The sequence below is a fragment of the Rhizobium sp. PL01 genome (assembly GCF_033447125.1).
Lineage (GTDB): Bacteria > Pseudomonadota > Alphaproteobacteria > Rhizobiales > Rhizobiaceae > Pararhizobium.
Genome location: NZ_JAWQUM010000008.1, coordinates 60,784 through 73,587, shown reverse-complemented (window position 1 = coordinate 73,587; position 12,804 = coordinate 60,784). Strand labels below are relative to the sequence as shown.

At 58.1% G+C, this 12,804-nt stretch carries 11 protein-coding genes; 3 read left to right on the top strand and 8 right to left on the bottom strand.

Annotated features, from left to right (window positions below; all coding sequences use genetic code 11):
- Positions 1 to 7 precede the first annotated feature (7 nt).
- The 8 genes from ssuD to R6X40_RS19005 all read right to left on the bottom strand — a co-directional run bounded on the left by ssuD (position 8) and on the right by R6X40_RS19005 (position 8,232).
- Positions 8 to 1,177 carry an FMNH2-dependent alkanesulfonate monooxygenase gene (ssuD, locus tag R6X40_RS19040; RefSeq protein ID WP_318415376.1) on the bottom strand — a complete coding sequence of 390 codons (1,170 nt, stop codon included), beginning with the start codon at positions 1,175 to 1,177 and terminating at the stop codon, positions 8 to 10.
- A 249-nt stretch (positions 1,178 to 1,426) separates the two neighbouring features.
- Positions 1,427 to 2,824, bottom strand: coding sequence for an FAD/NAD(P)-binding protein (locus R6X40_RS19035; protein WP_318415375.1), 1,398 nt, complete (start codon positions 2,822 to 2,824; stop codon positions 1,427 to 1,429).
- Between the two features lie 239 nt (positions 2,825 to 3,063).
- Positions 3,064 to 3,456: a hypothetical protein gene (locus tag R6X40_RS19030; RefSeq protein ID WP_318415374.1), complete on the bottom strand. Its 393-nt coding sequence runs from the start codon at positions 3,454 to 3,456 to the stop codon at positions 3,064 to 3,066.
- Between the two features lie 141 nt (positions 3,457 to 3,597).
- Positions 3,598 to 4,314, bottom strand: coding sequence for an ABC transporter ATP-binding protein (locus R6X40_RS19025; protein ID WP_318415373.1), 717 nt, complete (start codon positions 4,312 to 4,314; stop codon positions 3,598 to 3,600).
- The gene (locus R6X40_RS19020) at positions 4,295 to 5,059 is read right to left on the bottom strand and encodes an ABC transporter ATP-binding protein (RefSeq protein WP_318415372.1); all 765 of its coding nucleotides are present in this window, start codon (positions 5,057 to 5,059) and stop codon (positions 4,295 to 4,297) included. Before R6X40_RS19020 ends, R6X40_RS19025 begins: the two co-directional genes overlap by 20 nt.
- A complete protein-coding gene (locus tag R6X40_RS19015) occupies positions 5,056 to 6,063 on the bottom strand; it encodes a branched-chain amino acid ABC transporter permease (protein WP_318415371.1) in 1,008 nt (335 codons plus the stop codon). Before R6X40_RS19015 ends, R6X40_RS19020 begins: the two co-directional genes overlap by 4 nt.
- 1 nt (position 6,064) lies before the next feature.
- Positions 6,065 to 6,928: a branched-chain amino acid ABC transporter permease gene (locus R6X40_RS19010; protein ID WP_318415370.1), complete on the bottom strand. Its 864-nt coding sequence runs from the start codon at positions 6,926 to 6,928 to the stop codon at positions 6,065 to 6,067.
- A gap of 131 nt (positions 6,929 to 7,059) precedes the next feature.
- Positions 7,060 to 8,232: an ABC transporter substrate-binding protein gene (locus R6X40_RS19005; protein WP_318415369.1), complete on the bottom strand. Its 1,173-nt coding sequence runs from the start codon at positions 8,230 to 8,232 to the stop codon at positions 7,060 to 7,062.
- A gap of 565 nt (positions 8,233 to 8,797) precedes the next feature.
- Here R6X40_RS19005 and repA point away from each other — a divergent pair.
- The 3 genes from repA to repC all read left to right on the top strand — a co-directional run bounded on the left by repA (position 8,798) and on the right by repC (position 12,738).
- Positions 8,798 to 10,024: a plasmid partitioning protein RepA gene (repA, locus tag R6X40_RS19000; protein ID WP_318415368.1), complete on the top strand. Its 1,227-nt coding sequence runs from the start codon at positions 8,798 to 8,800 to the stop codon at positions 10,022 to 10,024.
- A gap of 166 nt (positions 10,025 to 10,190) precedes the next feature.
- Positions 10,191 to 11,195 carry a plasmid partitioning protein RepB gene (gene repB / locus R6X40_RS18995; RefSeq protein WP_318415367.1) on the top strand — a complete coding sequence of 335 codons (1,005 nt, stop codon included), beginning with the start codon at positions 10,191 to 10,193 and terminating at the stop codon, positions 11,193 to 11,195.
- Positions 11,196 to 11,427: 232 nt separating this feature from the next.
- A complete protein-coding gene (gene repC / locus R6X40_RS18990; protein WP_318415366.1) occupies positions 11,428 to 12,738 on the top strand; it encodes a plasmid replication protein RepC in 1,311 nt (436 codons plus the stop codon).
- Positions 12,739 to 12,804: the final 66 nt, after the last annotated feature.

The following is a 12,804-nucleotide window of genomic DNA, read 5'->3' as shown; positions in this document are numbered from 1 at the left end:
GTCCTCATCAGGATTGCGACACCTTGAGCGCGGGGCGGTGATCGCCAGCGATCGTCTCGCCAAACGGACCGGTGTTGGCGCTTGGCTTGTGGGACTTGACCGGGTGGTTCAGAGGAAGATTCGGCAGCACGAGTTCGCCGAACCTGTAGGCCTCTTCCAGATGCGGATATCCGGAGAAGATAAAGGTATCGATGCCGATCTGGCGGTACTCTTCGATCCGGGCTTTGACCTGATCGGGATCGCCGACCAGTGCGGTCCCTGCCCCGCCGCGAACGAGACCGACGCCGGCCCACAGGTTGGGGCTGATCTCCAGCTTGTCCTTGCGGCCGCCATGCAGCTTGCTCATTCGGCTTTGACCGACCGAATCCATCCGTTCGAAAACCTTCTGAGCTGCAGCGATCGTATCATCGTCGACATATTTGATCAGTTCGTCGGCTGCGGTCCAAGCTTCCTTGGCCGTTTCGCGAACGATGACGTGAAGACGAATACCGAAAGTGACCTCGCGGCCTTCCGCTTTAGCGAGCGCACGGACTTCCGCCACTTTCTTCTCGACATCCTCGGGTGGCTCTCCCCAAGTCAGGTATTTGTCGATCGTGCGGGCTGCGACCTGCTGGCCAACACCGGAGGAACCGCCGAAATAGAGTGGCGGATGCGGCTCCTGCACCGGCTTGAACAAGAGTTTTGCATCCTCGATATCGAAATGCTTGGTCTTCGTGGTGACGTCTTCGCCCCGCAGCACGGCCTTGTAGATGTTGATGAACTCTTCCGTGACCTCGTAGCGTTCCTCATGCGAAAAGTGGATGCCGTCGCCCTTGTTTTCGATCGGGTCACCGCCGGTGACGACGTTGATCAGCAGCCGGCCATTGGAAATTCGGTCGAGCGTCGCGGTCATACGCGCGGCCAGCGTTGGAGAGAGAAGGCCGGGGCGCACGGCGACGAGGTAGCGCAATTTCTCCGTCAACGGGGCAAGCGCCGAAGCGACGATCCAGCTGTCCTCACAGCTGCGGCCGGTTGGGATCAGCACGCCGAAATAGCCGAGCGTGTCGGCCGCCTGAGCCACCTGCTTGAGGTAGTTGAGATCGACATTGCGGCCGCCGATCGATGTGCCGAGATAACGGCTATCGCCATGGGTTGGCAGAAACCAGAGAACGTCGATCTTGTCCGGAACGGTGCTCATGCGCGATTGTCTCCAGCGTTTATGAATGCGGAATGTGTCATCGCCTAGTTTTTCCGGGAACGGCCGTTATCGCAAAATTATAATATCTATAAATTTTATTGAGTATGGAAAATCCGTTCGCGTTTGCGGGCTTCTTGAGACGTTACACCCGGCGAACGAGAAGTGCATCGCTGAACGATTGAAACGGAGCGGTGTGCCGGAACAACTGCGTGCAGCGCCCCGGCTGGTTGGGGGAGCTATTGCCGGCTGTCAGCTCGCCTGCAATTGCGGCAGCGACCGGACACTAATCAAGCCGGCAGCCGCGTAGGCCTGCGTGACGATCTCCGGAACAAGGTCGATATCGGGCAATGAGCCTAGACCGAGAGGACCGATTGCGAAGAGGCCGGCTGGCCGGCCCTTCGGTGTTAGCAGCTCCCCCGCAGGGTTGACGGCGAGACCAAGCTCGAGCTCGTCTGTCGCCGCAAGGCCCGCTTCCAGGAGGTCGACGACAACAGGATCCTTGAGATCTGGCGACAGGCAGCGGCAGTCGATCACCTCGTTAGCGGCGAAATGGCTTTCAGCTGACTGGCCGGCCCATCGTACCAAAAGTCCATCCGGGGTGCGTTTCAGGGTGGTCCCGCGCTTGAGTTCAGTCAGCCCGCTGGCAAATTCGCGTTCCAGTCTTGCATGCACGTCGGCGGGAAGCCGGTTGCGATGGCTGTCGTAGATCGCGCGCAGGTGCCGGTTGAACTGCCGTTTCTCGCTGGGTGGTAGCGACGCCCAAAGGGTGCGCGCGCGTTTGCGCAGGCCGTTCATTGCCGCCTGCCAGCTCCAGCCGTTTTCTTCCGCGTCAGCGCAGGCGTCGCGCACGAAGCGGACGATTTTGCGCAGTTGCGAGGGCATGGGCTGCGTTGGAAAGACGGCGTCGGCAGGCATGCGGGTGTGCGGCTGTGGCAGAAACCCGCGGCGCGACAAGATGGTGATATGACCGGTAAAGCCGCCGTCGCGCAGCTGCAGAACCTGATCGACGGCGCGCAAGCCATTGCCCATGACGACGACATGCCGGTGTGTCTCGGCGCGCTCAAGCAGGCGCGCGTCCATATCTTGCTCGGCCGTCTCAAGCGGTGCTCTCAAACCGTAGCCAGTGGCAAGCACAACCGTATCGTAGATTGCCTCGCCACCGTCGGCCAGACTGAGCGTGAACAGGCCATTGTCGTTGTGGCGGATATGGGTGATGCCTTCGTTGGACATCTGAACGGTTACGTCCTTGCGCTGCGCCAGCGCTTCGGAAAAACGCTGGTAGACATAGTCGCTGAATGTAGCCTTCGGCACGAAGATCTGGCCGAAACCGGGGATTGCGGCGGACACTGCTTCGCGAAAAGGCGCGTTTGCCTGCAGCCAACGGGTAAAGTCCTTCGGCTCGCCAGTCGAAACGGAAAGGTCTCGGGCGCGGCTGTTTAGAATTTCAGTGGAACGCGCCGTGGCCAGCGCCTGACCGCCGCTGATGATAGGGCGCGGATCGAACATGCGCAGCCGGAATGGCTGGTTGACCGACTTCAACAGGGCGATGGCCATCATCAAGCCGGAAAAGCCCCGGCCGACGATTGCGATCTGCAGCGGCGGATCGCTCAGCGGACTGAAGGGCGACGAAAGACCATGAACCGTCATATCATTTCCTCCCCGCATCATGCGGCTGGATGGTTGAACCTCGGCACCCCTACTCAAACGCCAGTTCATTAATACGCGGCATACTCTATATATTTTGTCATTTTAAACACGGGCAAGCCATTCTATCAAGCCGTTTTCACGTCCTGTTAAAACGCGATATGTTTCCGTTACTTAGTCGGCAACTCCATGGGTAACCTACTTCCCGCTGCACCGAAAGTAGGTTTCTTACACCCAAAATATCATGGATCAGCGCGGCCAGCACGCAGCTTCTCAAACCGGCGCAGGAAGACGCCGATATCGCTGCCGCTGCGGTGTAGCTGTCTTTTGCGTGTCATGACACACATCACCCTGGCCGCGGTGGAAAACGTCATCTCGTCCAGCGAACTGTTGCTGCTTAAGGGCTTGGTCAGTCTTTCGGTAATGGCGCTGACCATGTTATTCGGCAGAATATCGGTGCAATCCCGCATATGATCGAATACCAGCCCGATCGGCACTGGCATGCTCAGATGGTAGACCACGGGAACGTCGGTTTCATCGGCCCAGTCGTCATACGCTTCGAGTGCATCGCGAAACAGCAGATGCAGCGTAATAGGAGCGTGGCCTTCATGCAATTCCGGTAAAAGGTTGTTCATCTGCACATCCTCATCGTTGCGAACGGTGGTTGGTGCCGACAGAAATCGACCTAACGCATAAATACACGAGAGAACGCATTGTTCCCTCGTGCTCAAAATAAACTTTCGGCAATTTTCAGGACTGTTCGCCCGGGTTTTTGGTCAGTGCAGTCCGCCGACGCCGAGCAGCCGCTCCACCGCATCATGATCAGCTGTCAGCGCCTGCGGTGTACCGCTCCAGGCCACCCTCCCCCGCTCGAGCACGATCACCTGATCGGCGAAATCAAGGGCGCTTTGGATGCGCTGTTCGACGAGCACGATGGTCATGTTGCCAGTGATGGCAAGTTCGGAAAACGCCTTCATCAGCTCTTCGCAGATCACTGGCGCCAAACCCTCAAGCGGTTCATCGAGCAACAGCACGGTGGGACGTCCAAGAATGCTTCTGGCCGTGGACAGCATCTGCTGCTCGCCGCCGGAAAGCTGGGATCCGAGGTTCCCCTTGCGTTCGAAAAGGCGGGGAAACATCGCGTAGGCATCCTGAAGATCGCTCTTTGGCCGGTCTTTCAGGCCAACGAACAGGTTTTCCTCCACCGTCAGTGTCGGAAAGATGCACCGCGTCTGTGGTACGTAGCCGAGCCCCGTACGCGCACGCAGGGCGCTTGAAATGCTGGTGACGTCGGTTTTGCCGATGCGGATGCGACCGTCATACCGTTTTGTCTGCCCTGCGAGTGTTGCGAGCAATGTTGTTTTCCCCATACCGTTGCGGCCGAGCACTGCGAGGCGTTGTCCGGCGGACACCGAGAAGGAGACGTTTTCCAGAACCCGCGTCGGCCCGTAACCGGCTGACAGATTTTCGACCTCAAGCGGCGTGGCTGGCATTGGCATAGCTCCCGAGATAGGCCTCGCGCACGGCGGCGTCCTTGGTGACGTCGGCGGGCGAGCCGTCGAAGATGATGGTGCCGGCAGCCAGCACGATGACCCGCTTTGCAAAGCGGAAGACCAGATCCATGTCATGCTCGATCATCAGCACGGCAAGATCGGCCGGAAGGTCGGCAAGCGCCTGCTCGATGCGGCCGGTATCGCTCTGCGGCACGCCTGCGGCCGGCTCATCGAGCAAGAGCACTTTCGGTTTGAGGGCCAGCGCCATCGCGATTTCGAGCAGGCGCTGCTGTCCATAGGCGATCTCACTCACCTTGCGGTGCATCAGATCGTGTAAGCCGAGCTTGGAGAGAAGCTCGCTCACCTCGTCCATGACATCGGGCATCGACAGAAAGTTGCCGAACATCTTTCCCGCGCGCCCGTCTCGCTGAAGAACGGCCAAGGCGACATGTTCGGCCGGCGTCATCTCCTGAAACAGCCGTGTCACTTGAAAAGAGCGGACCAGCCCGCGCCGGACGCGGCCGATCGCGTCGATTTTCGTGATGGTTTCGCCGTTGAGACGAATCTCACCGGAATCCGGCCGTAGATTCCCGGTGACGAGGTTGATGAAAGTGGTCTTTCCGGCGCCGTTCGGCCCGATCAGCGCCACCCGGTCACCCGTCGCCATGGATAGAGAAACGTCGTTGGTGACGGTCAGGCCGCTGAAGGCTTTTTTCAGATTGAGAACGTCGAACACCGCACTCATGGGCGTTTCTCCAGGCGGCGGGCGACAAAGCCGGCGGCGGTGCCGTAAAGCCCCTTCGGAGCGAACAGGACGACCGTGATCAAAAGCGCGCCGACCATTGTCAGCCAGTGGAAGGGGTTGGCGGCCGAGACGTAATCCTCGAACAACATGAACACCACCGTGCCCATCAAAGCGCCAAACAATGAGCCGGTGCCGCCCAGAACCAGCATGACCAGAGCTTCCGCCGATTGGGTGAACGACAAGCTGTCGAGACCGACAACCTGCGTCGAGACCGCATTGAGGGCACCGCCAACACCTGCGACCGCACCGGAAACGACATACATCTTGATCAAGGCGATCTTCGGCGAGGCGCCCATGGCCATGACGCGCAGCGGGTCTTCCTTCATGCCGCGGCAGAGCATGCCGAATGGCGAGCGGACCAGAAAGCGGAGGAGGATGAAAACCGCAAGCAACAGAAAGACGCCGAAGACATAGGCGGTCTGGCCCCACAGATCGAATTCGTAGACGCCGAATAGTGGATCCGGTGAAATGCCGGAGAGGCCGTCGCTTCCACCCGTCCACGACGAAGCCTTGTTGGCAAACTCGTGGAAAAGATAGATCAGCGCGATCGACAGGACGAGCTGTGGCAATCCGTGTGCCCGCAGAATGATCACACCGCAGACGAGGCCTGCAATTGCTCCCCCAAGAATGCCGGCAAGTGTCATCAGCAATGGGCTGGTGATGCCAAAATGTGCGGCGGCTATTCCGGCAGCATAGGCGCCCGAGCCGAACAGCGCCGCATGGCCAAGGGTTGCCACACCGCAATAGCCGGTGACGAGGTCCAGCGACAGGACCAGCAGCGCAATCGCGATGATCCGGGTCAAAAGCGCCAGATTGTCGGGAAACAGAAGATAGCCGATCGCAGCAGCAGCGACGATGGCGCCGATGCCGATCAGGTCACGACCGATGCTACGGTTCCGGGGAGCGGTCGTGGCGACCGTTTCATGGTTCATGAGGAGTGTCATCCTATCGAGCCCGTCCGGCAAGGCCGCGTGGGAAAATGCAGATGATGGCGATGACCGCGAGGTAGAAGAAGAATTCTCCGAATTCCGGCATCAGGTAGCGGCCGGTCGTATCGATACCGCCAAGGAGGAGGCAGGCCAGAAGCGCTCCGGGAATGGACCCCGCGCCCCCAACCGACACGACGACCAGGAAAGTGACCATGTACCGCAGCGCAAAGTAGGGCTCGACCGGCAGGAGTTCTGCACCCAAGACGCCGCCGAAAGCTGCAAGGCCGACAGCAACGGCAAAACTCACGGCATAGATGATTTCGGTCCGTACGCCGAGGGCTGCCGCCATGGAGGCATTGTCGACGGAGGCGCGTAATTTTACCCCAAAGGCCGTCTTTTCGATGGTGTACCAGAGGCCGCCGGCGACAACCAGACCGCAGACGATGGCAAAAAGGCGGTGCACCGCGATTGTGCGGAAGCCGAGGTCGGCGGAGCCTTGAAGGGCTGCAGGTAGAGGGATCGTCTTCAGCGTCGGGCCAAAGACATAGTTGGCGATGCCGATAATGCAGAAGGTAATGCCGATGGTCATCAACACCTGCGTCAGTTCCGGCGCGCCATAAATGCGCCGGTAGAGCAGCCGCTCGATCGGGATTGAAATGATGACCGTCCCGAAAATAGCCAGCAGCACGGCTGCGGCGTAGCCAAGCCCGAGATCCTGCGCTGCATAGGAGGCAATGTAACCGCCGATCATGGCAAAGGCGCCATGAGCCAAATTGACGACGCGCATCAGGCCCATGGTGACCGAAAGGCCGATCGAGATGATGAAGAGCACCATGCCATAGGCAAATGCGTCGATGGCTATGCTGAGAAAGGTCTGCATCGCTCGAGTTCCACTCGTTGTCTGCGGGAGATGGGAAAGCCCTCCCCTCCCCCGCGATCGTAAAATCCGGGCAAACGATCGGCGTTGCAGATTGTCCCGCTACACGCCGACAGGATTTGCCGTTGGGCCGCTTACTTGACGGCAGCGAGCCCAGGGTCGCCCTGTTTCTCGAACGTCTGGATCTCCTTATTGTAATAGGAGCCGTCGTCCGCCTTGGTGACTTCGCGCAGATAGATGTTCTGCGTGATATGACGCGATTCCGGATCGATCGATACCGGGCCGCGTGGGCTGACCCAGGACAGACCCTTTACCGCATCGACAGCTTTCTGCGCATCCTGTTCTCCGCCCGTTGCCTCGATCATCTTGTAGATGACGTTCATACCGTCGAAGGCACCAACTGAAGGGAAAGACAATTCAGCAGGGTTGCCGATCGCCTTGGAGGCGGCTTTGACAAATGCCTTGTTCTCCGGAGAATCGTGAGACACCGCATAGTGGAACGTCGTCTGGATACCGAGAGCGGCGTCACCGAGCGCCGGCAGATCGGATTCCTGCGTCAGGTCTCCGGGTGCGAAGAATTTGATGCCGCCAGCTTTGAGACCGTTTTCGTTGAAGGCCTTGACGAAACCGAGTGTCGTCGGACCAGACGGCAGGAAGGCGAAAACGCCTTCCGCTCCGGAATCTTTGATACGCTGCATGATCGGGCTGAAATCGTTGGTGGAAAGCGGCATGCGGATCGCCTCGACGACTGCCCCGCCCTCCTTCTCGAACCCGGCCTTGAATGCGTTCTCGGCATCGATGCCCGGCCCGTAATCACTGACGATGGAGATGACTTTGGAAACACCGGCATCATGCGCGACCTTGGCGATCGGCGTAGAAGTCTGCCAAGTGGTGAAGGAGGTGCGCACGACCAGCGGGCTCTTCGTGACAATGGCCGAAGTCGCAGCATTCATGACGATCAGCGGCACGTTTGCCTGCTTGAGGATCGGTGTGACGGCCATCGCATCAGGAGTGAAATAGAATCCGGCGAGATACTGCACCTTTTCCTTGACCACCAGTTCCTGTGCCAGCGCCTTGGATTGGGCCGGGTCGGCCGCTGGTAGGTCGCGGTAGATGATCTCGACTGTGTCATCGCCAATTGTCGTGCCGTGCATGGCCATATAGGCATCGATGCCGGCCTTGAAATTCTTGCCCTGCAGCGCAAATGGTCCCGAGAATGGGCCGACGACACCGATCTTGATCGTGTCGGCATAGGCACCGCTACTCATGATGATGGCCGCAAACGCGGCGATAATGGCCTGTTTCATGTTTCTCCTCCCTGGATGACCGGCATGCTCCCGAAGAACCGGCACAGAATGACTGACGGAACAGCTAATCTCAGTTTGTCATGCCGAATGGTAATGTAAAATGAAATATCAAACGGGATTTCATACTCAAATGATTATGGATCAGGGCATCTCAGGCTTAAGGCGTTCGCTCCAACAGCCCATGGCGGCTTCATCACCTGGCATAAATTTTGATACGGAAATGTCCGTTTGCGCGCGACAAAGCGGCCCTTCCCGCAGAGAATATGCTGCGTATGTCGATGAGTCGTTTCTGGCTCCCCTCCCCTCATTTTTCGGTACTGGGCCTGAATCAGAATTACACACATGAATCATTTGCATGCGCGTTTTCCACTCTGGCACATTTTCAATGCCGGGAACGCCTTGGATTCATGAGCGAAATGCATCGGGTGGTGCTGCAGATTCAGTTTCTCACGTCTCTCGGGTAAGCAACTGTTAACCAATAACTTCTTGCACGAATCGTTGCGTTGCGTATCGTCACGGTTATATCTCCCATCGGGCCATTTTACCGTGACGAAAGTTTTTGAACGTGAGCAATGCCATTCGAGCGACCAAGATTGAGCGGAAGACCGTCGATGAGACGATCGGAGACCATGCGGCAATCATCAGCTCGCAGCTTCAGGCGATCAGCGAAGCGCTGTTCCCGCCGACCGCCAACAAGACATTGCGCCGGTTCACTTCGGGTGAAGCTGCACGGCTGATGGGTGTTTCGGATTCGACGCTGCGCAAGATGACGCTTGCCGGTGAAGGCCCCCTGCCCGATCTTACCAGCAATGGCCGGCGTCTTTATACGCTACGCCAGATCAACGAACTGCGCGAAAAGCTGGCCCAAACTGTGCGTGGCCGGGAAGCCTATAATTTTGTACCGCGCCGTGGCCCCGAGGATCATCTGCAGGTGATTGCCGTCACCAACTTCAAGGGCGGTTCCGGCAAGACCACAACTTCGGTTCATCTGGCCCAGTATCTGGCGCTGCAGGGATATCGCGTGCTCGCGGTTGATCTCGATCCGCAGGCAAGCCTTTCCGCCCTGCTCGGCGTGTTGCCGGAAACGGACGTGAAGTCGAACGAGACGCTCTACGCTGCGATCCGTTACGACGAAGAGAAGCGTCCGCTGTCGGAGGTTATCCGAAACACCTATTTTGACGGCCTCGATCTGGTCCCGGGCAATCTCGAATTGATGGAATTCGAGCACACAACGCCACGTGCCCTGACGACGGGGGTACGGGATGCCGACGGGATTTTCTTCACCCGTGTTGCGCGCGCCCTCGATGAAGTTGCCGACAATTACGATGTCGTCGTCATCGATTGCCCGCCGCAACTCGGTTACCTAACACTGAGTGGGCTCTGCGCTGCGACATCGATGGTGGTAACTGTTCATCCACAGATGCTCGACGTTGCGTCGATGAGCCAGTTCCTTTTGATGACGCATGATCTGCTCGCTGTTGTTCGCGAAGCCGGCGGAGAATTGAAATACGATTTCATCCGCTATCTGCTCACCCGCTACGAACCGCAGGACGCGCCGCAGACGAAGGTGGCTGCCCTCCTCCGCAATTTGTTTGATGACCACGTCATGACCAATCCGATGGTTAAATCGGCTGCCGTCTCCGACGCAGGACTGACGAAGCAGACACTTTACGAGATCGGCCGGGAAAATCTGACGCGTTCGACCTATGACCGGGCAATGGAGGCCCTCGATTCCGTCAACAACGAAATCGAGTCTCTTGTCCGTCAAGCATGGGGACGTACGCCAAAATGAGCTTGCTTCACACATCGCGAACCGTGTGTTGGGAACTCCCAACAATGGGAAACCGGCGTATCGGGGTGTTGGTTAGAGTGGTGCCACTGGCACCTTTTGCTGTCTCCAGATCATCGTTGGGAACTCCCAACGGACGCGTTTTATGTTACAATGAAGGTGGCCCGCTGTGAGCCGAAAAGATACCGTCAACACGCTGTTCATGCGAAAGCCGGAAGGTTCGGCGCCGGTCGCTGGTGTGGAGAAAAACACCGACCGCGTTCGCACCGGCGCCATTTCGGCGATGGGCGCATCGCTCCAGGAAATGACCGAAGGCGCCCGCAGCGCCGCAAAGCTGCAGGAGCAACTGGCTTCCGGCTCGTCGGTGGTCGACCTTGATCCTGCCCTGATCGATCACTCAACGGTGAGTGATCGAATTTCCATCACGGTCGATCCGGGTTTTGAGGCGCTGGTCGACAGCATGCGCGAAAACGGGCAGCAGGTTCCCATCCTGGTGCGGCCGCAGCCTGCATCGTCGGGTCGTTTCCAGGTTGCTTATGGCCGCAGGCGTCTTCGTGCCGCAGCGCAGCTTGGCCGGACAGTACGGGCAATCGTCCAAACCCTGACGGACAATGAGCTTGTCATCGCCCAGGGCAAAGAGAATCTCGACCGGCAGGATCTCTCCTACATCGAGAAAGCACAGTTCGCCCGCCGTCTGGAGGATGGTGGGTACGACCGAACGACGATCATGGCGGCACTTTCGACCGATAAAGCCGATCTCAGCCGTTACATCACTATTGCTAGAAGTATCCCGGAATACCTTGTTCAGGCGATTGGGCCAGCACCAAAAGCGGGGCGGGCGCGATGGGCGGCATTGGTCGATCGGGCCGAACGCAAGCAGCATATGCTTGAGGCTCTGATCACCGCCGCAGACTTTCTGGCAGCCGATAGCGACACGCGCTTTACCCGCGTTTTCGAGATGCTTGGCGCGGAGCCGGCAAAACGGAAGCCGAAGGCACAGGAATGGAGAAGTCCGCAGGGGCGCAAGGCGGCACGCATCGAGCGCGACGATATCCAGACACGAATTGTTTTTGACGAGCGCCAGGTTCCTGACTTCGGCGGATATCTCGCCGATCGCCTGGACGATCTTTACGCGGAATTTACGGCAAGCCTGAAACAGGGCGGCCGACAGTAGTTTATGCCGGGCCACTGCTTGGCAGCGGCCTTCAGATCAACCGCTATCGAAGGATAGGCACAAGAGGAAAATAGGCAAAGAAAAAGGCCCCCGAAATCTATTCCGGAAGCCCTTCTCGACTGTTTGGCGACTGAGAGAATCACACTTCTTGGAATCGTAGTCAAGTCTCTTCATCGAGATAGACGTCATTTCGACGAGCCGGACAGCTTTGCCTTTGCGAAAGGCAGAGGCGATGGAAGGTGGAAGTGTGACGACGCCCTTTGGGCGGCGGCCGATGACTCTTGGCATGTTGGCAAGCCAGATTGCGGCCAAAGATATTGAAGTCGGAAAGAGCACCGATAAGTGGAAGCTTTACCGGGCGCTATGCGAAGCCAGGCCGCTCATCGGTGTGACCGATCGTGCGTTGGCGGTGATGAGTGCGCTGCTCAGTTTTTATCCGAAGGATGAACTGTGCGAGACCAATGGTCTTGTTGTATTCCCATCCAACGCGCAGTTATCCCTGCGATCCCACGGCATGACCGAACAGACGATCAGGCGTCACCTAGCCGTGTTGGTTCAGGCGGGCCTGATCGTCCGTAAGGACAGCCCGAACGGCAAGCGCTACGTGCGCAGAGGCAGTACGGGCACGATCGATGATGCTTTCGGGTTCTCTCTAGCACCATTGCTTGCCCGCGCTGACGAGATCGAGCAACTGGCGGCGCAGGTTATTGCTGAGCGCTTGCATCTGCGGCGTTTGCGTGAACGGCTGACGCTTTGCCGGCGCGATGTTTCCAAGCTTATTGAAGCAGCAATCGAAGAAGGGGCGAGCGGCAACTGGGAGATGATTACGGTCCATTTCAGAGCCCTTGTTACGGCAATTCCACGCACGCCCTCAGCACTAGAAGTTGAGACGGCACTCGGTGAAATGGAAATGCTGCGCGAAGAGATCATCAACCAGTTGGAAATTCAGGTAAAAACAGAAAAAAAGAACGGCAATCCCTTCCAAAATGATTGGCACATACAGAATTCAAATCCCGAATCTATCCTTGATTCTGAACCTGCAAGGACGAAAGAGCAGGGCGAAAACTCAAAGCCAACCCAGATGAAGCAGAAAATGCCGATGGCGAGACACCGGTCTGATCATGGCCGTGACGCAAGCAGCATTGCTGCAGCGGCAGACGAGGGGGGGCAAAGTCATTCAGTGGCAGTGGGCAAGATGAAGGCGTTCCCGTTGGCTATGGTGCTGCAAGCATGCCCAGAAATTATCCCTTATGGCTCCGGTGGAGCGATTTCGAACTGGCGTGATCTGATGGCAGCGGCTGTGGTTGTCCGCTCGATGCTTGGGGTCAGCCCGGATGCCTATCAGCAGGCATGCGAGATCCTCGGGCCGGAAAATGCGGCTACGGTGATTGCGTGCATTCTGGAGCGGGCAGGGCATATCAATTCGGCCGGTGGCTACCTGCGGGACCTGACGCGGCGCGCGGAAAAGGGCGAATTTGCCATCGGCCCGATGATTATGTCGCTTGCGAGGGCGAACGGAAATTCTCTGAGAAGGGTCGGCTAGAAAGGGGTGATTAACCTTTATTTTCTATTGAATGAGGTGTGCCCATTGCGCGTGAATTTTGAGTGA

Bases quoted from the DNA above. Each gene is read 5' to 3' on its own strand.
- ssuD (WP_318415376.1), bottom strand. From the start codon at position 1,177: ATGAGCACCGTTCCGGACAAGATCGACGTTCTCTGGTTTCTGCCAACC.
- R6X40_RS19025 (WP_318415373.1), bottom strand. From the start codon at position 4,314: ATGCCAGCCACGCCGCTTGAGGTCGAAAATCTGTCAGCCGGTTACGGG.
- R6X40_RS19010 (WP_318415370.1), bottom strand. From the start codon at position 6,928: ATGCAGACCTTTCTCAGCATAGCCATCGACGCATTTGCCTATGGCATG.
- repC (WP_318415366.1), top strand. From the start codon at position 11,428: ATGGAAGGTGGAAGTGTGACGACGCCCTTTGGGCGGCGGCCGATGACT.
- R6X40_RS19035 (WP_318415375.1), bottom strand. From the start codon at position 2,824: ATGACGGTTCATGGTCTTTCGTCGCCCTTCAGTCCGCTGAGCGATCCG.
- R6X40_RS19015 (WP_318415371.1), bottom strand. From the start codon at position 6,063: ATGACACTCCTCATGAACCATGAAACGGTCGCCACGACCGCTCCCCGG.
- R6X40_RS19030 (WP_318415374.1), bottom strand. From the start codon at position 3,456: ATGAACAACCTTTTACCGGAATTGCATGAAGGCCACGCTCCTATTACG.
- R6X40_RS19020 (WP_318415372.1), bottom strand. From the start codon at position 5,059: ATGAGTGCGGTGTTCGACGTTCTCAATCTGAAAAAAGCCTTCAGCGGC.
- R6X40_RS19005 (WP_318415369.1), bottom strand. From the start codon at position 8,232: ATGAAACAGGCCATTATCGCCGCGTTTGCGGCCATCATCATGAGTAGC.